At 63.5% G+C, this 24,323-nt stretch carries 19 protein-coding genes; 2 read left to right on the forward strand and 17 right to left on the reverse strand.

The window, feature by feature from the left end:
- Window positions 1-19 precede the first annotated feature (19 nt).
- Window positions 20-1,072 (forward strand): HlyD family secretion protein, encoded by a 1,053-nt coding sequence (locus NPS58_RS08285; RefSeq protein WP_274115381.1) that lies wholly within the window; start codon window positions 20-22, stop codon window positions 1,070-1,072.
- The gene (locus NPS58_RS08290) at window positions 1,069-2,532 is read left to right on the forward strand and encodes an efflux transporter outer membrane subunit (RefSeq protein ID WP_274114990.1); all 1,464 of its coding nucleotides are present in this window, start codon (window positions 1,069-1,071) and stop codon (window positions 2,530-2,532) included. The genes NPS58_RS08285 and NPS58_RS08290 overlap by 4 nt, the downstream gene beginning before the upstream one ends.
- Here the strand turns inward: NPS58_RS08290 and NPS58_RS08295 are convergent.
- The 17 genes from NPS58_RS08295 to NPS58_RS08375 all read right to left on the reverse strand — a co-directional run bounded on the left by NPS58_RS08295 (window position 2,516) and on the right by NPS58_RS08375 (window position 24,258).
- On the reverse strand, window positions 2,516-3,340 hold the full coding sequence (locus NPS58_RS08295; RefSeq protein ID WP_274114991.1) for an SDR family oxidoreductase: 825 nt from the start codon (window positions 3,338-3,340) through the stop codon (window positions 2,516-2,518). The two genes, NPS58_RS08290 and NPS58_RS08295, sit on opposite strands and share 17 nt — an antisense overlap.
- 62 nt (window positions 3,341-3,402) lie before the next feature.
- Window positions 3,403-3,867 carry a multidrug transporter gene (locus NPS58_RS08300; RefSeq protein WP_274114992.1) on the reverse strand — a complete coding sequence of 155 codons (465 nt, stop codon included), beginning with the start codon at window positions 3,865-3,867 and terminating at the stop codon, window positions 3,403-3,405.
- A 505-nt stretch (window positions 3,868-4,372) separates the two neighbouring features.
- The gene (locus NPS58_RS08305; protein WP_274114993.1) at window positions 4,373-5,824 is read right to left on the reverse strand and encodes a mannose-1-phosphate guanylyltransferase/mannose-6-phosphate isomerase; all 1,452 of its coding nucleotides are present in this window, start codon (window positions 5,822-5,824) and stop codon (window positions 4,373-4,375) included.
- A gap of 33 nt (window positions 5,825-5,857) precedes the next feature.
- A complete protein-coding gene (locus NPS58_RS08310; RefSeq protein WP_274114994.1) occupies window positions 5,858-6,514 on the reverse strand; it encodes an alginate O-acetyltransferase AlgF in 657 nt (218 codons plus the stop codon).
- A gap of 13 nt (window positions 6,515-6,527) precedes the next feature.
- Window positions 6,528-7,685, reverse strand: coding sequence for an alginate O-acetyltransferase (locus NPS58_RS08315; protein ID WP_274114995.1), 1,158 nt, complete (start codon window positions 7,683-7,685; stop codon window positions 6,528-6,530).
- Window positions 7,686-7,696: 11 nt separating this feature from the next.
- On the reverse strand, window positions 7,697-9,154 hold the full coding sequence (locus NPS58_RS08320) for an MBOAT family O-acyltransferase (protein ID WP_274114996.1): 1,458 nt from the start codon (window positions 9,152-9,154) through the stop codon (window positions 7,697-7,699).
- A gap of 143 nt (window positions 9,155-9,297) precedes the next feature.
- Window positions 9,298-10,452: a mannuronate-specific alginate lyase gene (locus tag NPS58_RS08325; RefSeq protein WP_274114997.1), complete on the reverse strand. Its 1,155-nt coding sequence runs from the start codon at window positions 10,450-10,452 to the stop codon at window positions 9,298-9,300.
- A 7-nt stretch (window positions 10,453-10,459) separates the two neighbouring features.
- Complete coding sequence (locus tag NPS58_RS08330) at window positions 10,460-11,863, reverse strand: alginate O-acetyltransferase (RefSeq protein ID WP_274114998.1); 1,404 nt, start codon at window positions 11,861-11,863, stop codon at window positions 10,460-10,462.
- A gap of 11 nt (window positions 11,864-11,874) precedes the next feature.
- Window positions 11,875-13,440, reverse strand: coding sequence for a mannuronan 5-epimerase AlgG (gene algG, locus NPS58_RS08335; RefSeq protein ID WP_274114999.1), 1,566 nt, complete (start codon window positions 13,438-13,440; stop codon window positions 11,875-11,877).
- Between the two features lie 18 nt (window positions 13,441-13,458).
- Window positions 13,459-14,940 carry an alginate export family protein gene (locus NPS58_RS08340; protein ID WP_274115000.1) on the reverse strand — a complete coding sequence of 494 codons (1,482 nt, stop codon included), beginning with the start codon at window positions 14,938-14,940 and terminating at the stop codon, window positions 13,459-13,461.
- Window positions 14,937-16,400 (reverse strand): alginate biosynthesis TPR repeat lipoprotein AlgK, encoded by a 1,464-nt coding sequence (gene algK / locus NPS58_RS08345; protein WP_274115001.1) that lies wholly within the window; start codon window positions 16,398-16,400, stop codon window positions 14,937-14,939. Before algK ends, NPS58_RS08340 begins: the two co-directional genes overlap by 4 nt.
- A 13-nt stretch (window positions 16,401-16,413) precedes the next feature.
- Window positions 16,414-17,580, reverse strand: a complete 1,167-nt coding sequence (locus tag NPS58_RS08350) for an alginate biosynthesis protein Alg44 (RefSeq protein ID WP_274115002.1) — start codon at window positions 17,578-17,580, stop codon at window positions 16,414-16,416.
- 37 nt (window positions 17,581-17,617) lie between these two features.
- Window positions 17,618-19,099, reverse strand: coding sequence for a mannuronan synthase (gene alg8, locus NPS58_RS08355; RefSeq protein WP_425313032.1), 1,482 nt, complete (start codon window positions 19,097-19,099; stop codon window positions 17,618-17,620).
- A gap of 67 nt (window positions 19,100-19,166) precedes the next feature.
- Window positions 19,167-20,483, reverse strand: a complete 1,317-nt coding sequence (locus NPS58_RS08360; protein WP_274115004.1) for a nucleotide sugar dehydrogenase — start codon at window positions 20,481-20,483, stop codon at window positions 19,167-19,169.
- 764 nt (window positions 20,484-21,247) lie between these two features.
- Window positions 21,248-22,138: an alpha/beta hydrolase gene (locus NPS58_RS08365; RefSeq protein WP_274115005.1), complete on the reverse strand. Its 891-nt coding sequence runs from the start codon at window positions 22,136-22,138 to the stop codon at window positions 21,248-21,250.
- An 81-nt stretch (window positions 22,139-22,219) separates the two neighbouring features.
- Window positions 22,220-23,566, reverse strand: coding sequence for a HAMP domain-containing sensor histidine kinase (locus NPS58_RS08370; RefSeq protein ID WP_274115006.1), 1,347 nt, complete (start codon window positions 23,564-23,566; stop codon window positions 22,220-22,222).
- The gene (locus NPS58_RS08375) at window positions 23,566-24,258 is read right to left on the reverse strand and encodes a response regulator transcription factor (RefSeq protein ID WP_274115007.1); all 693 of its coding nucleotides are present in this window, start codon (window positions 24,256-24,258) and stop codon (window positions 23,566-23,568) included. Before NPS58_RS08375 ends, NPS58_RS08370 begins: the two co-directional genes overlap by 1 nt.
- Window positions 24,259-24,323 lie beyond the last annotated feature (65 nt).

The raw sequence follows: 24,323 nt of genomic DNA on the forward strand, positions 1-24,323 counted from the left end.
TGAGAAAAACAACATGACGTTGAACAACAATCGAAAAACCGCCCTGATCGCGGCCGTGCTGGTGGTCGCTGTAGGTGCCGGCGTGCTGCTGTCGGGCAATGCCCGTGAGCAGTCGACCAACGATGCCTATGTGTCGGCCGACTACACCGTGGTGGCGCCCAAGGTCTCGGGCTTTATCAAGCAGGTGCTGGTGGAGGACAACCAGCAGGTCAAGGCGGGACAGTTGCTGGCGCTGATCGATGATCGCGATTACCAGGCGGCATTGGCTGCTGCCCAGGCCCAGGCGCTGATGGCGCGGGCGCAGAAGCAGAACGCCAAGGCGACCCTCGAGCGCCAGGCGTCGCTGATTGTCCAGGCCCAGGCGGCGGTAGCGGCCGATGATGCGCAACTGGCATTTGCCAACCATGAACTGACCCGCCACAGTCGCCTGGCCGAGCAGGGTGCAGGCACCGTGCAGAACGCCCAGCAGGCCCGCAGCCGAGTGGACCAGGCGCGGGCGCGGCAGGCCAATTCAAGCGCTGCGCTGGCTGCCGCGCGCAAGCAGGTCGACATTCTCAACGCCCAGCTCGACGGCGCCGAAGGCAGCCTGAAGCAAGCCCTGGCCAGCCTTGAGCGGGCACGCCTGGACCTGTCGTACACCCGTATCGTCGCGCCCATCGACGGCATGGTCGGCGAGCGTGCGTTGCGTGTCGGTGCCTACGTCAATCCCGGTGCCCGGTTGCTGTCGGTGGTGCCGCTGGCCGAGGCCTATGTGGTGGCCAACTTCCAGGAAACCCAGCTGACCCACGTGCAACCCGGCCAGCCGGTGAACATCAGCGTCGATACCTTTTCCGGCGAGCGCCTGCACGGTCATGTGCAGAGCCTGGCCCCGGCCACCGGGGTGACCTTTGCGGCCATCAAGCCGGACAACGCCACCGGCAACTTCACCAAGGTGGTGCAGCGTATTCCGGTGAAAATTGTCTTCGATGCCGACCAGCCGCTGCTTGAACGCCTGCGGGTGGGGATGTCGGTGGTCGCGACCATCGACACCACTGCCAAGGCGCTCGTCGCCAACGAGGTCAGTGCCCGATGAAACAGGCCTTTTCGCTTTCGCCGCTGCTGCTGGGCCTGTTGCTGGGCGGCTGCACTCTGGGACCGGACTTCAGCGCGCCCGACAGCAAGGCGCCCGCCGACTGGGCCCCGTTGCAACAGGCTGCGGCGCCGAGCCAGCCCGAGGAAGGGGTATTGCAGCAGCGCTGGTGGGAAAGTTTCGACGACCCGCTCCTGAGCGAGCTGATCGAACAGGCCAGCCAGCGCAACCTCGACCTGCGGATCGCCAGTGCGCGCTTGCTGCAAAGCCGTGCGCTGCGCCAGAGCATTGCCGCCGAGCAATCCCCGGCGGTGGACCTTGGCGCCGGCTACAGCCGTGCGCGCAACAGCGCCGAAGGGCTCAACGACCCGTCCGGCAAGGGCGGCAAGTCGGCCTTCAGCCTCTGGCAAGGCGATCTTGTCGCCAATTGGGAACTCGACCTCTGGGGCCGGGTGCGCCGCCAGGTGGAGGCTGCCGATGCGGTGGTCGAGGTGGCCGAGAATGACCGACGCGGCGTGTTGTTGTCGCTGCTGGCCGACACCGCCGGCAACTACATCCAGCTGCGCGCGGTGCAGCACACCCTGGCAGTGACCCGCGACAACCTGGAGGTGGCCCGGCACAGCTTGCGGCTGTCGCAGATGCGGCTGAACGACGGTGTGGCCACGGCGCTGGATGTGGCCCAGGCCTCTGCCCAGGTGGCCTCGATAGACGCTCGCCTGCCCTTGCTTGAAGACCGCCAGGCGCAGTTGATCAATGCCTTGAGCCTGTTGCTGGCCGAGCCGCCGCGAAGTTTACAGGCGCGTTTGCAGCCGGTGGTGCAGATGCCGGCACCCCAGCAACGCTTCGCCATTGGCGTGCCGTCGGAGCTGGCCCAGCGCCGTCCGGACATCCGTCAGGCCGAGGCCCGGCTGCATGCCGCCACCGCCAGCATCGGCGTGGCCAAGGCGGACTTCTACCCGAGCATTCGCTTGTCGGGCAACCTGGGCCTGCAGTCGCTGCAACTGGCCGACTTTGGCAACTGGGATGCACGCCGCTTTGCCATTGGCCCACAGTTGAGCCTGCCGATTTTCGAAGGTGGGCGATTGACCGGGGTACTCAAGCTGCGGGAGGCGCAGCAACAGGAAGCGGCGGTGCACTACCAGCAGGTGGTGCTGCGCGCCTGGCATGAGATCGACGATGTGCTGCGGCTGTACAACGCCAGTCAGTTGCGCCGCGACCTCCTGGCCGAGGCGGTGCGCCAGAACCGCATTGCCCTGCAAACCGCCCAGCGCCAGTACGTCGAGGGCGCGGTCGATTTTCTCAATGTGCTCAGTGTGCAGGGCGCGTTGCTGGCCAGCGAGGAGCAGTGGGTCGAGAGTTCGGCGGCGGTGTCCCAGGCGTTGGTCGGCTTGTACAAGTCCCTCGGCGGTGGCTGGCAGGCCTTCGACCTGCCAGTGACTGCAGCGGTTACAGCGGGCGGCTGAGGCCGAAGCGCTTTTTCAGCACAGTGTCCAGCAATTTGCGTGGCAGCCAGCGGGCCATCAGCGGCAGCGCGCGGCTGCCGTTGCCCAGGCGCACCAGCGACGGCGCGGGTTGTTTGCTCACCGCTGCCAGCAGGCCCTGGGCGAATGCGGTGGCGGTGGTGGGGTGGTCCTGCGAGGCGCGGGCGCGGGCGTGGACCTGTTCGCGCAGCGGCCACCACGGCGAGTCGGCGGCCAGCACCTGTTCGGCCTGGGTCTGCGCGTTGTCGGCAAACTGCGTGGCGATGGCCCCCGGCTGCACTTCCATCACCCGGATACCGAAGGGCGCCAGCTCCAGGCGCAGGGCATCGCTCAAAGCATGCACTGCCGCTTTGGATGCGCAGTAGGCACCGGCAAACGGGGTCACCAGCACGCCCGACACGCTGCCGATATTCACCACCAGGCCCTTGTTGCGACGCAGGGCCGGGAACAGTGCGCGTGTGACGCCGACCAGGGCAAACACGTTGGTTTCGAACTGGCGCTGCATGGCCTCGACGCCGCCATCGAGCAGCGGCCCCATGGCACCATAGCCGGCGTTGTTGATCAGAATGTCGAGCCCGTTGTGCTCGGCCTCGATCTCTTCACTCAGGCGCTGCAAGGCCTGGGCATCGTTGACGTCCAGCTGGCGCCCCTTGAAGCCGGCCGCTTCCAGCCGTGCGACGTCGTCGGCTTTGCGGGCCGTGGCCCAGACCTGGTGGCCGGCGTTCTTGAAACTGTCGGCCAGGGCGCGGCCGATGCCGCTGGAACAACCGGTGATGAGCACGATGGGCATAGGGTCAGGCCTGATGATCGCGAAAGGTGCGTCGATCATACGGTAACCGAGGGCAAAAAAAGCTAGTTGGCGAAGCTGCCCTGCAGTTGCTCGGCACGGAACTCAAGGGATTGCGGCCGGTAGCCCGAGCGCAGCGGCGGCAGGGGCAGGCAGTCACTCCAGTCGGCGCCGGGTTGCAGTTCGCCCGGGCCCCGGTAGCGGGGGGCGCTGTAGGTATTTTCGTTGAGGTTGACGCTATCGCCCGGAGTGTAGGCGGCGATGCGCCAGCGCACGGTCAGCAGCGGCACATCGTTGCCGTTTTTCATGCTCACGCGCAGGGGGCGGTCGGCCGGGCAGGTGTCGGGGGCATAGCTGACGCGCAGGTCCAGGCGTGCCAGTTGGGAGGCTTCGCGGTTGTCCTGCCAGATGACCCAGAGTGCAACCAGGCCCAGGCCGAATGCGGCCGAGAGGGAAATGGGCAGGGCCTTGGCCGGGTAGCGCAACAGCAGTACCAGCCAGGTGAGGACGAGCAGGGCGCCGATGATCATGGGCGAGGCCTTGGGTCAGGAGGAGCCTTTATCCTAACTGCTGGCCGAGACTTGTGGGAGATGGCCCAGGGCTGATCCTTGCACTTGGGGGCTTATCCAGTTTAAGGGGTGGCGCTGCTGGCCCCTTCCGAACTGACGGCGGGTCCAGCGGTGTGCACACAAATGTTGTGTGCGACCTCGCTCGGCAAGAGCGAAGCGAACTGTGCTCTTGATCTTGATTTTTCGCGATTTCAGTAGGTCGCCGTTGAGGCGGAGGGGGCCGGCAGCGTCGCCACATCAGCTGGATTTGCATGCATATCCACCCAGGATCACGACCGCTTTGCGGCCGATCGCTGGCAAGCCAGCTCCCACAAGGCCGGATGCAGTTGGCAAGCCAGCTCCCACAAGGCCGGATGCAGTTGGCAAGCCAGTCCACAAGGCTGGATGCAGCTGCCAAGCCAGTCCACAAGGCTGGATGCAGCTGCCAAGCCAGCCCCCGCACGATCGCGCGGGAGCTGGCTTTCAGTTACTGCGCGATGGTCTTGATCGAGATCCCGCGCTCAAGCGGCGTCGAGCGGCCGTAGATATCTTCGAAACGCTCGATGTCGTCTTCACCCAGGTAGCTGCCCGACTGCACCTCAATGATCTCCAGCGGGATCTTGCCCGGGTTGCGCAGGCGGTGCACCGAAGCGATTGGGATATAGGTGGACTGGTTCTCGGTGAGCAGGAACACGTTCTCGTCGCAGGTCACTTCAGCGGTGCCCGATACCACGATCCAGTGCTCGGCGCGGTGATGGTGCATCTGCAACGACAGGCAGGCGCCGGGCTTGACGGTGATGTGCTTGACCTGGAAGCGGCCGCCCATGTCCACCGAGTCGTAGGAACCCCACGGCCGGTACACCTCGCAGTGGTTCTGGGTTTCGCTACGGCCCTGTTCGTTGAGGGTGTTGACCATCTGCTTGACGCCCTGGACCTTGTCCTTGTGGGCAATCATCATCGCGTCCTTGGTCTCGACCACCACGATGTTCTCAAGGCCGATCACCGACACCAGCTTGCCGTTGCCGTGGATCATGCAGTTGCGGCTGTCCTGCACCACCACGTCGCCCTTGGTGACGTTGCCGTTGGTGTCTTTCTCGTGCACATCCCACAGCGACGACCAGCAGCCCACGTCGCTCCAGCCGGCGCTCAGCGGCACCACACAGGCGCGCTGGGTCTTTTCCATCACTGCGTAGTCGATGGAGTTGTCCGGGCAGCAGGCGAAGGTGGCGTCGTCGATGCTCAGGTTGTCGCCGTCTTCCTGGCTGCGCTCCAGGGTCAGCAGGCAGGTGTCGTAGATGTCCGGGTCGTGCTTTTTCAGTTCTTCGAGGAAGCGGCTGGCACGGAACAGGAACATGCCGCTGTTCCAGAAGTAACCCCCGGCCTGGACGAACTCCTTGGCGCGTTTTTCATCGGGCTTCTCGACGAACTGGGCGACACGGCTGACGCCTTCGGGCAGCAGTGCGTCCTGGCTCGATTTGATATAGCCATAGCCGGTTTCAGGCTTGGTCGCCGGCACACCGAACAGCACCATCTCGCCACGCTCGGCCGCCACCGTGGCCAGGGCCAGGGCGCGTTGCAGGGCTTTCTGGTCGTCGATCACGTGGTCGGCCGGCAGCACCAGCATCAGGTCGTCGCGACCTTCATTGACCAGTTTCATCGCCGCCAGGGCTACGGCCGGCGCGGTATTGCGGCCGAAGGGTTCGAGCAGGATGGCCTGGGTTTCGAGTTTCAGGCTGTCGAGTTGCTCGTTGACGATAAATTTATGGTCCTTGTTGCAGACCACGATCGGGGTGTCCATGCCCTCGAACACCAGGCGCGAGAGGGTTTGCTGGAACAGGGTGTGTTCGCCGGTCAGGGCCAGGAACTGTTTGGGGAATTGCTTGCGCGACAGGGGCCACAGACGCGAACCGCTACCGCCGGACAGGATGACTGGAATCATGGGTGTTCTCCGAAGTATGAAAAAGGCAGTTGATTAACGGGTCGATACCGGGCGCTTGACCCAGACCGGCGACAGGCTGCTGCCGGATCCGGTGACGTAGAGCACCGCTGCTTCGCCGCGCTCCAGAGCCACCGGCTTCAGATCGCTGACTTTTTTGTCGCCTTCGTACAGGGCCAGGCTGACCTTGACCGGGTTGATCTCGCGCTCGCCGCGAGCCTTGGCGGCCACCGGCTTGACCACTTCGGTCTTGCCATCGGCGGTTTTCAGGGTCAGGGCCTGGTCGCTGAGGTTCTGTACCCGCACCAGGGATTTCTGCTTGTTCTTGAACGGTGGTTCTTCAACCAGTTGCGGCTTGCCCGAGGCGTTGTTGACCAGGGTGTAGTAGTGGTCGGAGGCGAGCTTGACCGGCAGGCTCTGGCTGCCGACCTTGGCGCTGTAGTCGCCTTGTGGCATGAAGCTGAAGTCGCTGCTGGCCTGGGCCGCCACGGCGTTGATCTGGGTGTTGCCGACGCTGGCGTCTACGGCCTGGTTGCTGGCGTTGTAGACGCGTACGAAGGTCGAGCCTTTCGGCGCGCTGGGGCCGTAGAGCGCGGCGTCGGCGCCGGCATAGGCCTGCAGGGAGAGCAGACTCAGACCTGCGGCCAGGGCGCAGGCTTTGGCGATGCGGTGCTTGGTAGTGTGCAAGGTCATGGGTGTTTCCTCTTCAGTTTTGCGTCCGGGTGGACGACAGAGCCAGGTCTTGGTTGGCAGTTCGGGTTTTCTTCAGCTGGGCGATCCATTGCGGGTCGAAATCGCTCAGGTCGTTTTTCATCGGCAGATAGCGTTCCGGGAACTCCCAGATCAGCACCTGCGGGGCGCTGCTCTTGAAGGCGTCGCTTTGCAGGTACTTGAGCATCGGCAACAGCGGACCATGGCCGTCTTCGGCGTAATTGACCACGTCGCTGCGCAGCGCCTGCTGCAAGGCACCGAGGAAGTTCCAGTGGGGGTTGGCGCTGTAGCTGGTACCCACCAGCGCCACCGGGATTTCGCTGTCGGCGAACAGCGCGTCGCCGCTTTCAGCCGCTGCGTCGGCCGGGCGGGTGTTGCGTTGCTGCAAGGTGTCCGGTGCCGGTAGCAAGTTGCTGAACAGTGGGTCCAGCGGCAGGAAGTTGGTCAGGTCGCCCTTGTATGGCTCGGCCGGGCGCTGTTCGGTGACGAACAGCTGCGGCTCGCCATTGAGCAGGTTCTGGCGGTTGACCGCCTCGGCCAGGTGCTGGGCTACCACTTCGGCGCCCATGGGCGTCCAGTGGGTGTCGGTGCGCAGGAATAGCTGGCCACGGGTCTTGGCGCTTTGCAGCGGCGCCAGCAGGTCGGGGGCGAACACGCCGGCCTGGCGGGCCTGGGCGTGGAACTCGTTGTACAGGTCGTTGTGCAGCGAAGCCGGGGTCTGCTCGCCCAGGTATTCGCTGTACAGCCGCGCCTTGGCCGGCACGATCGCCAGTACCAGCTGCACGCCGCGCTGGTGCAGGGTGTCGCGCACCCCGCGGATCAGCGCCAGGTTTTCCTGTTCGAACTGGTCGCTGCCGGCGACCGGCTTGAACTCTTCGTCACTGAATAACCACTGCTCGCGGCCCAGCACAACACCGGGGCGGCCTTCGTTGAACAGTTTGAAGTCCAGCGCCGCCCAGAGGTTGGTGCCGATGCGTTTGAGCGGGAACTGCTCGTCGTAATGGGTCTCGGCAGCCTTGGCCAGCTTGCCGTCGAGCACACTCATCTGTGCGGTGCGCTGGAAGCTGCCCAAGCCGCCCAGCGACCAGATGCCCAGGCCCAGCAGCAGGACCAGGAACAGCAGTGAATAGAGTTTGCGTAATGATCGGGTCATGGTCGGCTCCCTCAGAACTGGAAGTAGAGGAACGGCGAGTAGCTTTGCGCCGAGAGCTTGAGGATCGAGGCAACGAACAGCAGCAGCACCAGGGCGCGGGTCAGGTACAGGCCCCAGTCCAGGCTGATGCTGCCATCGGCATGCACGGCCACCGGATGGGCCTTGGCCGAGGGCCTGGCGTTGCGGTAGAAGTCGCGCAGTCCGAAGAAGGCCAGGGTGGCGTAGGCCACCACCAGGGTCGCCACTTGCAGGCTGGTGAGGTTGGCGCGGTTGAGTTCCGACAGCTGCCAGTCGCCGAAGCTGAACATGGCGCCATACATGCGGCCTGCCACATGGAGGTTTTCGGCGCGGAAGATCACCCAGCCGATCACCACCAGGAGGAAGGTGAAGGCCCACTTGATCGGGTTGAAGCGCTGTGGGTTGGTGTCCAGGCCCAGGGCCCGTTCGATGGCCAGCCACAGGCCGTGCCAGGCACCCCAGATGATGTAGGTGAAGTTGGCGCCGTGCCACAGGCCGCCCAACAGCATGGTCAGGAACAGGTTGCGGTAGGTGTTGAGGGTGCCTTTGCGGTTACCGCCCAGGGTGATGTACAGGTAGTCGCGCAGCCAGGTCGACAGGCTGATGTGCCAGCGCCGCCAGAACTCGGTGATCGACTGGCTGATGTAGGGCTGCTGGAAGTTTTCCATGAAGCGAAAGCCCATCATCAGGCCCAGGCCGATGGCCATGTCGCTGTAGCCGGAGAAGTCGAAGTACAGCTGCGCGGTGTAGGCCAGGGCGCCGAGCCAGGCGTCGCCCGTCGTCGGGTTCTGCAAGGCGAAGCAGTGGTCGGCGACCACCGCCAGGGTGTCGGCGATGAACACTTTCTTGATGAAACCCTGCATGAACCGCGTGCAGCCCTCGGAGAACTTGTCGAGGGTGTGGGTGCGGTGGTTGAACTGGTCGGCCAGGTCGCGAAAGCGCAGCACGGGGCCGGCGATCAGGTGCGGGAAGATCGCCACGAACGCGGCGAAGTCGATCAGGTTGCGGGTGGCCGGGGTGTCGCCGCGGTACACGTCAATGATGTAGCTGATCGACTCGAAGATGTAGAACGAGATACCGATGGGCAGCAGCACATGGGTGAGGATGAACGGCTCGAGCCCGTACTGGGTCATGATCGCATTGATGCTGTCGACCCCGAAATTGGCGTACTTGAAGTAGCCCAGGATGCACAGGTCGACCACCACCCCGAGCAGCAGCCAGCGCTGTGCCGGCTTGGTGCGCACACCGGCGGCGCCGACTTTCAGGCCGATCCAGTAGTTCCACAGGGTGACGGCGGCGAACAGGGCGAGAAAGTCCACCCGCCACCAGGCGTAGAAGATATAGCTGGCCAGCAGCAACAGGGCGTTGCGGTAGCGTTGCCCGCTCAGGTAGTACAAGCCGAGAAAGATCGGCAGGAACAGGAACAGGAACACATTGGACGAAAACACCATCCCGATCTCTCCTTGTCGTTATCCACAATCGGGGCAGCAGCCCCCCAAACCCCCCGTGAAACATCACTGGAGGCAACCAAACTGACTGTAGGAGCGGGCTTGCCCCTCGATCGCATCGCGGGGCAGGCCCGCTCCTACAGGTTCTACTCGGCCTGCGGGTCGTAGACCCGGGTCAGGTCGCCGCCCAGGCGGAAGCTCTTGAACGGCTGCATGTCGCGCTTTTTCTCCAACGCATCGGCGCTGCAGCGATAAAGGCTGCACCAGGGTTCGAGCCAGGCGTACTTGCTGTCGATCTTCAGGTCGTGCATGTCCTGCTTTTTGCCATTCTTGTTCTTGAACGGGCTCGGGTCCTCGACCCCGGACAGCACCCGGTCACCCAGGCGCTTGAGTGCGCCATTGTTTTCCGGACGTACATCCACGCCATTGGCCTGGGCAAAGCTTGCGATCATCGCCAGCGGCGGCAGGGCGTAGTTGTGGTAGGCCAGGGCGCGCTGCTTGCGCTTGAGCTCGTTGGGCAGGAAACCCTGGGCATCGACCTGGTTGGCTGCCACGCGGTACTCCTTGATCGACCAGTCGAACAGGTCGCGGCGGTCGGTGGCCACGGCGGTGGCCATGACCGACCAGGCGGCCCAGTAGGAGTGGTTGTTGATTTTTTCCAGCGGCAGGTCGCTCCAGTCCTTGACCACCTGGTCGGCCAGGCGCGAGAACCATTTCTCGATCAGCTCGGCCTCTTGCTGGTGCGCGGCCAGGGGCTTGGAGTTGGAGAACTTGAGCTTCAACCAGGACGAGCTCAGGCTGCCCAGTGCCCATTTGCGCATGGACTTGCCGGTGTGGTTGTAGTCGGTGGACATCAGCGCATCGGCGCGGGCCCAGCTGCCGAGCCACTGCAGCGTGCAGTCGAGCTGCTGGGGGCGGCCGTCGCGCATGTACTGCATCACCTGCTTGCTGACGCCACGCTCAAGGGTGGTGATGCCGGCGGTGGAGTCGCGGAAGGCTTTTTCCGATGCCTTGTTCAGGGTGGCGCGGGCTTTGTCGGAGCCTTCGTACTTGCTGCGAAACTGCAGCTTGTCGGTGTAGGGCTTGGGCACGGCTTCGCAGGTGTAGTCGCTGGGGCCGGTCTTGAGTTTTTCGATCCCGGCGTAGTAGCCCTGGGGTGGAACCAGGCCTGCGGCGTGCACGGTGGGGCCGAACAGCACCAGGGCCAAGGCGAGTGCCTTGTAGGAGCGGGTTTGCCCCGCGAAAAGGCCGGTATTGCTATCGCGGGGCAAGCCCGCTCCTACAGGTGTGAAGTTGTTCATAAGCACCTCAAATGCTGCGTTTGCAGAGCGTGGCCTCGACCTTCTGGGTACCGCTTTGCGGCCCCTGGACTTCCACGGCGAGCAGGGTCTGGCTGGCCCAGTCTTCGTCCTCGCGCAGTTGGAAGGCGAAGCGGCCATCGGTGTCGGAGGTCTCGGGCTTTTCGATCTTCACGTCTTCATGACGGCCGTTGAGGTACCAGAGGGTGGCCTGCAGGACCTTGACCGAGGTGTCCTCGAACTTGATGTCCAGCTGGTGGCGGCCGTTGACCAGGTCCTTGATCACGCCACCCTTGCCGTTGACCATCAGTTCGTTCTTGCCCGGTTTGAGCGTGGCGCTGGCGTGCATCTGGGCGGGCCGGCCCTCGCAGCCGTTGTCGAGCAGGGCGAGCATCTGCCGCCAGATGGTTTCCTGGTCCAGGCGGTAGAGCGGGGAGAATTCCCAGATGAGGATCTTGGGCGGGTTGTTCTTGAAGTCGTCGCTGCCCAGGTACTGGATCATCGAGCCTTCCAGGCCGCCGCCAGGGAAGGCGACATTGAGCACGTCGGCACCGATGTACTGCTCGAGGAAACCCGAGAAGTTGTAGTTCTTGCCGCTGTGGCTGGTACCGACCAGGGTGATCTGCGGGTTGCCGCTGTCGCCGAACAGGTCGTCGCTGCCACTTTCGCCTTTGGGCTCGGTGGTGAACTGGTCCATGTACTGCACCGCATAGCTGGTGCCGCACAGCTGCCCGGCGACGTTGTGCAAGGTGCCGGCCTTGCCCATGCGCCCGGACTTGTGGCTTTCGAATTCGCGCCGGGGAATACCCTCGAAGGCCGGCATCTTGTGCACGGTGTCGGCAACGATTTTCGCCGCGCGCTCGGCGCCGTAGGGCGTCCAGTGCTGGTCGCCACGGAAGTAGAAATCCTTGCCCTGGTCTGCGGCTGCCAGTTGCTCGTTGGTCAGCGGCGACAGGTCGGGCACGTTGTAGCCCATCTTGCTGAAGCGGGCGAGCATGGCCTGGTAGTTGCCCAGGGCCTTCTCATAGTTGAACGCGGCCTTCTCGGCAGGCTTGAGCATGTTGCGGTTCACCAGGCCACGGGTCGGCTGGTAGACCACCACCAGTTCGATGCCGCGTGCCTTGAAGGCGTCGTGCAGTTGTTGCAGGCGCTTGTAGCCGGCCGGGGTGGTGTTGAATTCGGTACGCAGGTCTTCGCGAGTACGGAACAACCAGTCGCCCTGCGCTTGCACCAGGGTGGTGAAGTTCTGCTGGTAACGGGTGGTGTAGCGACTGGCGTCGTGGGCTGCGGGGCACAACTGGCAGCACGGTTCGGCGGTGAAGGTCGGCGCCTGTACGGTATCGGCACTGGCGCCGTTGCTGATGGCCAGCAGGGCGGCGCTTACGCCCAGGAGTTTGATCAGGTGTGGGGTCATGTCAGGCATCCTCATTCGGCCATTTCGGTCTGGCGTTCGACCGGGTCGATCAATACGGCTTTCTGCTGGCGCACCATCAGGTCGAGGATCTCGTCCTGGCGTTCACCCAGCACACCGGAAAAACTGATGCCGCTGGCCTTGCTCGGGGCCAGCATCGACACCCGGTACAGCTCAACACTCAACGGCGAGTCGATCGACAGCGGGCCGCTGCCATTGGCCGCCAGCTCACCGCCGACCACGATCAGCGAGACCTTGGTGTCGAACGGGTCCAGGGCGATATCGCGGTCGGTGTCGGAGAGGTCCTTGATGTGCCCGTACACACCCACCAGGCCGTTGGCCATTGCGACGTTTTCGTACAGGCGGATGTTCACGCTGTTGCGCACGCGAATGCCGTGGCGGCGGTTGCTGATCAGCTTGTTGCCCCAGATCAGGTTGTCGCCGCTTTCGTACAAGGTGATGCCGTCGGTGTGGTTGCGGTAGATCTCGTTGTAGGCGATCAGGTTGTTGACGCTGTTGCGGTCGATCACCACGCCCGAGAGCTTGTTGTCGTAGCTCTTGTTGTTGATGATCCAGCTGTCGTTGACCTCGCGGGAGACGATGATCCCGTGCTTCTTCTTGGTCCCGTGGACGGTGTTGCCGGCGATGATCAGCCGGTGCGAACGGTCATGTGGGTCGATGCCGTAGACGATGTTGTCGCGGTAGATGCTGTCCTTGACCACAAAGTCGCTGGTCTCGTAGCAGTAGAAGCCGTACCACATGTCGCTGAACTCGGAGCCGATGATCCAGCCGGTGGGTTCGGGGCGGTTCATCTGCTTGGCCATGTTCGGCGTGTACTGGGAAATACTCACGCCGTACGACTTGCTCTTGGCGTAGCCGAAGCTGGCCATTTTGGTGTTGACGATGTAGGTCTCGGTGCCGCCCCACGAAAGCAGGAACGGGCGGAATTCCTTCGGCGAGCGGAAGGTGGCCGGGCCATTGTCTTTCTCGCGCCAGCCGGTCACCTGGGTATCGGTGACGAACAGCTTGCCGTCGTTGACGATGAACGAGCCGCCTTCCTGGGACAGGCGCAGTTCCTTGACCTTGCCGTCGATCTCCAGCACACCCTTTTCCCCGACCACGATCGGCAGACGCGCCAGGTACACCCCCGGCGATGTTTCGCTCAGGTACTGCTTGGGCACCCGCTTGCTCAGTTCGGTGAAGTTCACATGGCCGTCGTCGATGAAGATCGCCTGGGGAATGCCGTGTTGGCGGGCTACCCACTCGGCCATCTTGTTGTCGCCGCCGATGAACTCCTTGAGCGCGGTTTCCTGCAGCATGCGCCGCACCGATACCTTGCCCTTGTGCGCACGCTGGATCTTTTTCTGCACGGCCTCGGCGGTATAGCCGGTGAGGTCCGGCAGGGTCGGTGCCGGAATCTGCAACGGTTCTATCGGCGCGCTGCTGACCGTATAGGTCTTGGCTTGCTGCAGTTCCTTGGCCACCGGCACCGGCGCCTGGCTGTTGGCCAGGGCGATGCTGCTGGCCAGCAGCAGGGAGCCGGCCAGCAAGCGGTGCAGGGTGTTGGTTTGAAGGCTCATATCAGTGCACTCCAGGCATCAGAAGCGCCAGATCACGTCGACAAAGGCGCGGTGCATGTAGGAGTCCGCTTCCTTGCCATAGGCGTCACCCGGCTTGAACACGCCGCCACGAAAGCGCACCAGCGCCGATGGCTCGTCGATCGACTGGCTCAGGGCTGCAGGCAGCAGGCCCTGCTTGAAGTACTTGGTGACCACCAGGTCGACTTCCTGGCCGAGGTCTTTCTCGCCCTGGATCAACGGGCGGTTGATGCCGTTGTCCTCGACCACGGCGTTGATGCCGCTGCTGCCGATGTTCTGGTCGCCATCGACACGCCAGAACTTGTGGTAGATCAGGCTGGCGTCGTAGTCGTCGCGCAGTTGCCAGGAGGTGAACAGCGTGGCGGCCTGGAGGTTGCCCAGCTCGCCGCGGAAGGCCTCGCCGAAGCGGTGAACGCGCGAACGGGTGCCGGTGTAGTTGGAGCGGTTGCTCTCAAGGCCGGTCTGCTCGTAGTTGCTCGAACCGTCGCTGCCACCGCCGCCACTGCCGCGGGCGTAGGCGGCACCGACCTGCCAGTTGGGGTCAAGGCGCAGGCGGATGCCGAGGTCGGTGGCCCAGGCATTGACGTCGCCACTCTGCTTGCCGCTGGCGACCTGCTCGCCGTTGACCGTGGTGGTGTTGAGGCTGTCGCGATCACCGGTCAGCCAGGTCATGCTGCCCCAGTAGTTGACGCGGTTCTGGTTGCGCCAGTTGTAGGCGTCGCTGTTGGCCTCAAGACCCAGCCAGGTGAGGTCGCCGGTGCGGGTCTTGTCGAGCTGGTCGACGGTCTCGCCGGGGTTCTTCAGGTTGCCGTCGTCATGGGTGTGGTGGGCGCGCAGGCCGACCCAGTGACCGGGCGTCCATTGGGTGGCGACGTCGCCGTAGACGTGCAGGCGATCCTTGTCTTCGGGGGCCAGTTCGGTGAGATCGGTACGGTATTCGCTGAAGCGCTCCGCCATGCCCAGGTTGGCGCGCAGCAGGGTGGTGTCGAAGGTCCAGTTCAGCGCTTCGATGTTGGTGTCGCGCCACATGCCGTCTTCGTTGCGCAGGCGCTGGCGACCGAAGCGCAGTTGCTCGCCGGGGTAGGCGGTGAGGCCGCTGTAGCCGACCCAGAATTCGCGCATGGCGAGGTAACTCTTGTCGGCTTCGCGACCGTCTGCACCGCCGCTGTCGGTTTCGGCCTCGTCACCGGACTGACGCAGGGTGTCGGTCTCGATGATATCGGTGGCAGCCACCGCCTGGCCCATGGCGAAGGCACTCCAGTTGCCGCGCTCGCCGTACACCCACGGGCGCAGGTCCAGGCCCACGCCGTTGACGTCACCACCGGAACGGGTGCCCAGGTCGCGGTCGTCTTCGGACTGGCCGGTGATTTTCACATCCAGGCCGAAGTTCTTTTCGGCGGTCATGGCCGCCAGGGTCGGGCACGACCAGAGCAGGGCGAAGCCCAGGCCTACACCGGCTTTCATCCACGGATTGAGTGTCATAGGGAGTCCTCGCCTTGTTCGGTTTCACGCACGGCCTGCAGGGCCAGGGCGCCGCTGCCCGGGCCCATGGCACCTCGGGCCTGGCGCTCTTGCTGCAGCAGGCGCTGCGCCTGCGCCTTTTGCGGTGGAGTGAGTTGCTGGTCGAGCTGGGCGGCCAGCGCCTGTGATTGCTCGCTGGGGTTGGCTTGCGCCAGCTGGCTGAAGACCCAGGCGTTGACCAGGTCCTGGCGGATGCCGTGGCCTTCGCTGAACAGCTGGGCCAGGGCGTAGTCGGCGCTGAGCTGGCCGCCACGGGCAGCCGTGAGCAGGTGGTCGACGGCCAGTTGCGGGTCGACCTTGCCCAGGTAGCCGCGGCGATACAGCTGGCCCAGGTAGTAGTGGGCGCTGATTTCACCGGCGTCGGCGGCGCTTTGCAGGTGGGTCACGGCCTTTTGCGCATCGGCAGGTACCGTCTTGCCTTCGTAGTAGAGGCGGCCCAGCAGCAGTTCGGCGCGCGGTTGCTCGGCGGCGCGGCCCTTGTCGATGTATTCCATCAATTTGTCGGTGTCGCCGAGCTCGGGGAAGTCGTACAGCAGTTGCGCCAGGCTCACCCAGGAGCCGGGGTTGGCCGGCGCGACCTGTTCGAGCAGGGCCTGGGCGGTTTTTTCGTCGGTTTGGCCCAGGGTGCGGTCGGCCAGTACGCGGGCAACGCTGTCGACCCGGGTGGCCGGGATAACGCCGCGCTGGTAGGCGCTCTTCACTTGCTCGATCAGCGCCGCTTGCTGCTCGGGCTGGCCGCGTTTCTGGTAGACAGTGGCCAGTTCCACGTAGCAGATGTCGGTGCTGGCCAGTGCGGCCTTGCAGATCTGTTCCACCTCGGCCAGATGCTGGTCGTAGGTGTTCTGGGTGCGGTACAGCAGCACTTGTGCCAGACCCGCTTCCGGGTAGCCGGCGGCGCGCCATTGGTCGATCTGCTGCTGGGCATTGATGCGCGGGAAGCTCTGCGGATATTGCAGATACAGCATGGCCAGCGGGATCAGGGTGTTGCCCTCGCCGTTGGCGAAGGCCTTCTTGAGCAAGGTCTCGGCTTCCTGGCGCTCGGCTTCAGTGGCGCCCGGCTTGGCGGCCAGCAAGCGGCCCAGGCGTGCCTGGGCACGGGGCGAAATGTCGGCAGCGGCGCGGTAGGTGGCTTCGGCTTCCTTGAGCTTTGCCGGATCCCGGGTTTCTACCTGGATATCGGCCAGGCCCACCTGGGCCTCGCTGTAGCCAAGGTCGGCCAGCTGGCGGTAGTTCTGCTCGGCCAGGGCGGTGTCGCCGCGCTTGAGCGCTTCGTTGGCCAGGCGCTGGTCGGGCAGGCCGGCGCAACCGGCCAGGGTGATCGCCAGGGCGAGTGCCAGGTAGGAGCGGGCTTGCCCCGCGATAAGGCCGGTATTGTCATCGCGGGGCAAGCCCGCTCCTACAGGTAAGTGAGTGAAGGTCATGGTTATGCCTCCCTTAGAGCCCACGGGCCACGGCTTTGTCGATCAGCCAGTCCAGCGACGGGCCACGGTTGCTGTCGACCGCTACCGGACGGCCAGCCAGTTCGCTGGGCAGGGCGTCGTCAGGCTTGATCTGCACGCGGATGTCCGACGACAGATCTTCACTGTTCAGGCTGGTGCTGCTGACGATCAGGCCGCTGCGACGCTCGTCGTCGCCGGCCACGGTGAAGTGCACGCGGGCGCCGGGCTTGACGTCGTCGAACTGGCGATAGCTGAAGCGCGCTTCGACCGTCGCGGTGGTGGTGCGCGGGATCAGCTGGAAGATCACCTGGCCCTTGCTCGCGTACTGGCCGTCGTCCACCAGTTGGCGGGCGACCACGCAGTCGCAGGGGCTGGTCAGGGTGCCGCTCAGCTGTTTGCCGAACAGCTCCTCGACCTTGGCAGGCTCAAGCTGCTGGTCGTCCAGGTGGCCCTTGAGCATGTCCAGCATGCTGGTGCTGAACGAGGCCAGGGGCGCACCCTTGACCGCCATGCCGCCGCTTTCGACCAGGCTCTGCACGGTGCCATCGCGGGGCATGGTGACGTTGGTGGTCGGCACGCTGACCACACCGGCCTGGGCGTGGCTGACGAAGTACAGGCCATACACGGACTTGGCGATAAAGCCGAAGGCGGCCACGCCCACCACGAACACGCCGAGGCTGAAGGTCACGGCACGCAGGCGGCCGAAGGCGCTCATACCGCCGTTGGCGTCTTTCTGCTTGCGCGCCTTGGTGAAGTTGTCGCGCTGCAGGGTGCTGAGTACGTCGCCCATGGTGATCAGCTCGCCGGACAGGTGCGAGGTGATCAGGTGGCGCAGGGTGGCGATATCGCGCGGTTCAAGGTTCTGGAATTGCACGCCGGTGCGGCCGCTGGAGGGGTCGAAGGAGCGCACCTGGAACTCGATGTCCATGGCCAGGCCAAGCTTGTCGACCGTGAACTGCAGGCGACCGCGCATGACATCACCGACTTTCAGCGGGTGCTTGGCGTGGAAGCTCAGGCCCCCGGCAGACAGGTCGTCGACCTTCACTTCCAGGGTTTCCCGGTTGGCTCCCAGGTAGCGCAATTTGGCCGGGATGCGCACCCGGGCATGCTGGCGCTGGGCTTCGGACTCATGCACGACATTGACGTTCACGGCGGTATTCATGGCGATTTGTTCCTGTTTAATCCAATCGGGTTCCGGCTCACACGACCATGAACAGCACAGCAATGAAGATGCTGGCCGCCGAGAAGGTCATGGTCCGGGAAGACCAGGTGTTGAACCATTGTTGAAAGCTGGCGAGGTCGCGTTTGAGGGCAGTGGGCTGGCGGGTCCAGGACTGCTTGTCGAGGCGGAAGAACACGTAGATCTTCATGATCGCGCCGACGATCTGGTTGTAATAAAGAATCAGCGGGTAGGCCGGGCCGATGTTGTGGCCCGAGCACAGCAGCATGATCGTCAGGATCAGGCGGGTGATACCGATCCACAGCAGGTACACCAACAGGAACGCCGGGCCGAACTTGAGGCTGGCGATGACCGCGACGGTCAGGCCCAGCAGGCTGGTCCACATCGATACGCGCTGGTCGAACAGCACCACGCTGGTGAACAGGCCAAGGCGGCGAATCCCCAGGCCCAGGGCCCGTGAGTTCTGGCGCAGGTTGTTGCCGTACCAGCGGTACATCAGCTTGCGGCTGGCCTTGATGAAGCTCTTTTCGGGCGGGTGCTCGACGGTATTGATGGCCGCGTCGGGCACGTAGAAGGTGTCGTAGCCAAGGCGCATCAGGCTGAACCAGCTGGACTTGTCGTCACCGGTCAGGAACTTGAAGCGGCCCAGGCGCCAGTGCTGCAGCGAGTCGTTCTCTACGTCGGCGATGAACTCGGGGTTGGTCACCACCGCAGCGCGGAACACCGACATGCGACCGGTCATGGTCAGCACACGCTTGGACAGGGCCATGGAACACATGTTGATGTGGCGCTGGGCGAAGCGCAGCTTGTGCCACTCGCTCATGATGTAGCCGCCGCGCACTTCGCAGAATTCGTTGGTGGTCAGGCCGCCGACATTGCCGAACAACTTGAACCAGGGCACGGTCTTGCGTACCACGCCTTCGCCGAGGACGGTGTCGCCGTCGATCACCGCGACCACGGCGTTTTCGTCCGGCAGATGGCGGGAAATGGCGCGAAAACCATAGGCCAGGCCGTCACGCTTGCCGGTACCGGCGATACGCACGAAGTCCAGGGTGACGCGGTCTGGCGGATTGAATTTTTCCCAGAGGCTCTTGACCAGCAGCTCATCGGACATTTCCACCAGCGAACAGACCACGGTGGTCGGGTAGCCGCAGTCGATGGCTTCGCGGATGACCGAGCTGTAGACCTGGGCGGTGGTCAGCGCGTCGATGCGAAAGCTGGTGACCATCAGGTAGACATGCGATGGATCGGCGGCGCTGCCCAGCTTGCGCACCTTGCGGCGCAGCATCGGGTAGACCACGTAGAGAAACAGCATGCCGCGCACAAAGTGCGTGGCACCCATGGAATAGCGCCAGATACCGACGGCACCGATGAGGAAAATGAAGTCCTTCGATTCGGGGTCGAAAATGGAGTTGGGCAAGGCCAGGGCGATCAACATGAGCAGGCTCACGTAGAACAACCAACCGGCGACCTGTAGCAGGCCGTGCTTGAGCCTTAGCATGTTCTGCATCCGTATCCAGTGGGAAAAGTGAAGGGACGCAGGGCCCGAAGGCCCCGCGCCTGCCGGGTTACCAGCAGATACCTTCGGTGCGGCTGAGTGGGGAGGTGGCCTTGCTCATGAAGCCGACCAGGTCGATGACCTGCTTGCCTTCGGGCACCTGTTGGGCGAGGGTGCGGAACTTTTCGTCGCGGTTGCCCAGGACGATCACATCGGCGTGCTTGATCACCTGGTCGAAGTCGGCATTGAGCAGGGACGAGACGTGCGGGATCTTCGACTCGATGTAGTCTTTGTTCGCGCCGTGGACACGGGCGTACTCGACGTTGCTGTCGTAGATGTTCAGCTCGTAGCCCTTGCCGATCAGGCGTTCGGCCAGCTCCACCAGCGGGCTTTCGCGCAGGTCGTCGGTACCGGCCTTGAAGCTCAGGCCGAGCAGCGCGACGCGGCGCTTGTCGTGGCTTTCGATGATGTCGAAGGCGTTCTGCACCTGGGACTCGTTGCTGGCCATCAGCGAGTTGAGCAGCGGCGCCTTCACGTCCAGGCTGCTGGCGCGGTAGGTGAGGGCACGCACGTCCTTGGGCAGGCACGATCCGCCGAACGCGAAGCCTGGGCGCATGTAGTACTGCGACAGGTTCAGGGCCTTGTCCTGGCAGACCACGTCCATCACCTCGCGGCCATCGACGCCCACTGCCTTGGCGATGTTGCCGATCTCGTTGGCGAAGGTGACCTTGGTGGCGTGCCAGACGTTGCAGGTGTACTTGATCATCTCGGCCACTTCGATGTCCTTGCGGATGATCGGGGCGTCGAGTTCTTCGTACAGCGATTGCAGGACATCGCCGCTGGCGCGGTCCAGTTCACCGATAACAGTCATCGGCGGCTGGTCGTAGTCCTTGATCGCGGTGCTTTCGCGCAGGAACTCGGGGTTTACCGCCACGCCGAAATCGACGCCGGCCTTTTTTCCCGAGCAGTCTTCGAGGATCGGGATCACCACGTTCTTCACCGTGCCCGGCAGTACGGTGCTGCGTACCACGATGGTGTGGCGGCTGGCTTTGTCGCGCAGCACGAAACCGATTTCGCGGCACACCGACTCGATGTATTCCAGGCCCAGGTCACCGTTCTTCTTGCTCGGCGTACCGACGCAGATCATCGACAGGTCGCTGTCGCGGATCGCTGCGGCAAAGTCGGTGGTGCCACGCAGGCGGCCGTTGTCGATGCCCTGTTGCAAGAGTGCTTCCAGCCCGGGTTCGACAATTGGCGATTTGCCCTGGTTGATCAGGTCGATCTTGGTCTTGGACACATCCACGCCAATCACTTCATGACCCCGTGCGGACAGGCAGCCAGCACAGACTGCACCTACATAACCCAAACCAAAGATGCTGATACGCATCGCTATCACCTCATGTGTTTATCATGCCGGCTCAACTAGCAGAGCCAGACCGGGTTGATTAACCAGCAGTTTCCGGGCGAACGGAGTTGTGGCAAAAAGATGTCACTTCACCGTGCGCAGGCATATAAATGTGGAGTGCAAAGTTGTGTGCACTCAAAGTTGGCAGCCAATGGCCAATAATTATGGGCGTGCCCTTAAATGCAGCCGTCTTTATTGCAGTGCGGTTATCCGACGCTGCAGTGCTTGCTCTTTCAATTGGATAAACCTTTTGAAATCAACCACTAGGACGATTTTCTGGGGCGCGGATCTCCTGGCTTCAACGGAAGGTCAGTTATTGAGATTCAACTCAAAGTTATTGGGTTGCACAATCATGGTGCCACTCCAATAGTGCTGTAGGTCATCTCTCACATATCGCTCGAGAATCGTTACGGGTGGTATGAGCGATGGGCGAGGGGATAAGTTCCGAGGGCGGTTCAATGGCCGTGAAAGATTTTTAAATATTTTTTAAAGTGCCACTACTTTCAATTTGATGGCACGCAGGAGTTTCGTCCCTGTGTATAAAGGGCGAACTCGCGCAGGGATGTGTTTGTGCCAGTATCGAAAATTATTTTTCGAAATTCGTCAAAAAACTACGAACGGTCTTATGGCGTTTTGCGATAAAAGCAGGGGGATGGGTAATTGGCGCCAAATTTATGGCGTTATTTGGACCTTGTCGCGGGGCAAGCCCGCTCCCACAGGAGGGGTGGGTCGAGCCAATACAGCGTTCATCGGGACATGCCTTCAATCACTCTTTTCAGGGAGGCCGGCAACATCGGCCCATGTCCCAATCCCTCGAACCGCTCGAAGCGAACCTGCAACCCCTGCACCTTGGCCAGATCGGCCGCCAGCGCCCGTGCGGGCTGTTCCACGTCGCCTTTGACCGGCGCGCGGGGGCTGGACGGTTCTTCACTGCCGCGCATCAGCAACAATTGCGGGCGGTTGTCGCCCAAGCGCTGCTGTAACCCGCGCGTCTCGCGAACGATCGCGCCGTCATGCCACCACAGCGAAGGGCTGGCCGCCGCGTAGTCGCTGAACTCGCCAGGCCGGGTGAACAGCGCATGCAGCACCGCCAAGCCACCGTAGGAGTGTCCCCACAGGGTCTGGCGCCGGGGATCGATCGGTGCCACGCCAGCCACCATCGGCCGCATGCGTTGTGCAAGCAGGTCGAGGAACGCATCCACGCCACCGCTGGGCTGGCCGGTCAGGGGATCACGTTGCTGCGCCTGGTCGGGTACCTGCGGGGTGTAGTCAAAGGTACGTGCTGTGCGCTCGATGCGCTGCTCGGTCTGGTAGCCCACCGCTACCAGCAGCGGCGCCTGGCCTGCGGCCAGTGATTTCAACAGGTCGCTGTGCAAGGCCCCCAGTGCGGCATTGCCATCGAGCATCCACAGCACCGGGTAGCCTGCAGCAGGTGCCGGGCGATCCGGCGTGCCGATCCACAACCGGTAATGACGCTGGCCGTCTGCCGAATCCAGGTCGAGGTGGCTGAAGCGGTAAGCCAGGTCCTGGCGCTGCAGCAGCGAGGTGTCCATCTTTTCCTCACGGGCGGGTTGGGCCAGGGCAACAGGCGCCGCAAGGGCAAGCATCAACGCCACGGACAGGGTCATCTTGCTCATCGGGAGTCTCATCAGTGCTTGCGCGGTGCGCAAGGCGGGAGGGCCAAGATGATAATGAGTACGGATTGAGCGTAAAGCGCCTTAACTTTCTAAACACTCCTTGCCGATCGGCAGCAACATATGCAGGCACAGGCCTGGATGCCCGTTGCTGGCCCACAGCCGACCGCCTTGCAGTTCGATCGCACGGCGAGCGATGGCCAGCCCCAGGCCGAAGCCTGCGCCGCTGTCGGCCAGGCGCTGGTAGGGCTTGAAGATGCGTTCGAGGTCAGCTTGAGGGACGCCGGGGCCCTGGTCGCTCAGGCGCAGGTGCCAGCAATCGCCCTCACGCCAGCCATCGAGGCTGACCCGGCCTTCGGCGGGTGAATGGCGAATGGCGTTGCGCATCAGGTTTTCCAGCGCCTGGGCCAGGCTGTCCAGATGAACCTGCACCAGGCAGTCGATGCCGAGCGAGCAGGGCAAACGCGCGCGCTCCCAGCCGCTTTCGAAGCAGATGTCCTGGGACAAGGCTTCCCACACTGAAACCATCAAGACCGGCTCCGTGGGTAGCTGTGGCTGCTCGGTGTCCATCCAGGCAAGGTCCAGCGTGTCTTCGAGCAGCTTCTGCATGTCGTTCACTTCGCGGTCCAGGCGCTCGCGCATCTGGGCCGGCGGCAAGTCGCTGTCATGGGCGATGCGTAGCCGTGCCAGGGGCGTGCGCAGCTCATGAGACAGCGTGCGCAGCAACAGGCGTTGTTGCTCGAGGCTTTGACGCAGGCGCCCGGCCATGTGTTCGAAGGCCTGCGCCAGCTCGCCCAGCTCGTCGCGCCGCTCCTGCAGGGGTAGGCCGGGGTTGTCCAGGTCGTCCGCGCACAAGGCATCGGCGCGATCGCGCAGGCGGTTGAGTGGCACGACCAGGTGCCGGTAGATGGCCAGGCCCAGCAGCAGTGCAAGCAGTGTGGGGGCAATGCCGTGGGTGATGACGTGGGTCCAGGGCGTCAGGCCCGTAGGCAACAGGCGCTCGGGAAGTTGCAGCACCAGGCGGCCTTGCTCGGGGTGTTGCGGGAACTCGATGCTGACGTAGGGCAGTTGATCCTGCAGGCGCCGGCTCATTGGCCAGTTAATTTTGCGCATGAAGGCCAGGCGGCTGGCCTCCTGGGCATTCAGTGGCGTTGTGCCAAGACTTTGAAGGTGCGGGCCAACCAAGGCCACCCAGGTGTTCTCGGCGTGTTCCAGTTTCCTGCGAAAGGCCTCTGCGCCCTGCGCTCCCCCTTGTTGCCAGGCGAATTCAGCCTGTTGCGCATAGCGAGCGAGATAGTCCTGGTCGGCCTGGGACAGAAAGTAGGTGCTGCGCTCCACCGACAAGCCCCAGGTCCAGATAAGCCAGGTCAGCAGCAGGCAGAAGCTGACCTGCAGTGCCGCCAGTTTCCACAGCAGCGGATGGCGGCGCATCAAGGTTGATCCTTGTCGATCAGGATGTACCCCTGACCGCGCACGGCCTGGATTTGCAAATGCTGGGCACCGATATCGGCCAGCTTGCGGCGCAGGTTGCACACATGGACATCGAGGCCACGGTCCAGACGGGTATAAGCACGATGCAGCACGGTCTGGTAGAGGAATGCCTTGCTCAGGGCTTCACCAGGATGGGCGTTGAGGGTGGCCAGCAGGCGAAATTCAGAGGCGGTAAGGCCGGCCGCCTTGCCGTTGTGATGAATGTCCTGCAGTTCCTGATCGAGGATCACCTCACCGGCTTCAGTATGCAGGGAGGTAGCGCGGTCGAAGGCCACGCGCCGCAGCAGTGCATCGACCCGTGCGTCCAGTTCGGCCAGGCTGAAGGGCTTGGGCAGGTAGTCGTCCGCCCCTCGGGTGAAGCCACTGATACGATCTTGCTCGGCCCCCAGCGCCGACATCAGCATCACCGGTACTGCCTGCTGGCGGCGTATTTCGTCGAGCAGGCTGAGACCGTCGATGCCGGGAAGCATGATGTCCAGCAACACCAGGTCGAAGCGGTTGTGCTGCACCGCCTGCAAGGCCTGGGTGCCGCTGGCACAGGCGTGCACCAGGAAACTGCGGTTGAGGAAGTGCTGCTGCAGGTCCTCAAGCAGGCGTGAGTCATCTTCGGCGAGGAGGAGCGAGGTGGGCATGGCAAGTCTTGAATGAGAATTTATATCAGTTGCGATCATCCCATTGCGGGCAGGGTGAGGGCAAT

The organism is Pseudomonas putida, from assembly GCF_028682455.1.
Lineage (GTDB): Bacteria > Pseudomonadota > Gammaproteobacteria > Pseudomonadales > Pseudomonadaceae > Aquipseudomonas > Aquipseudomonas putida_AA.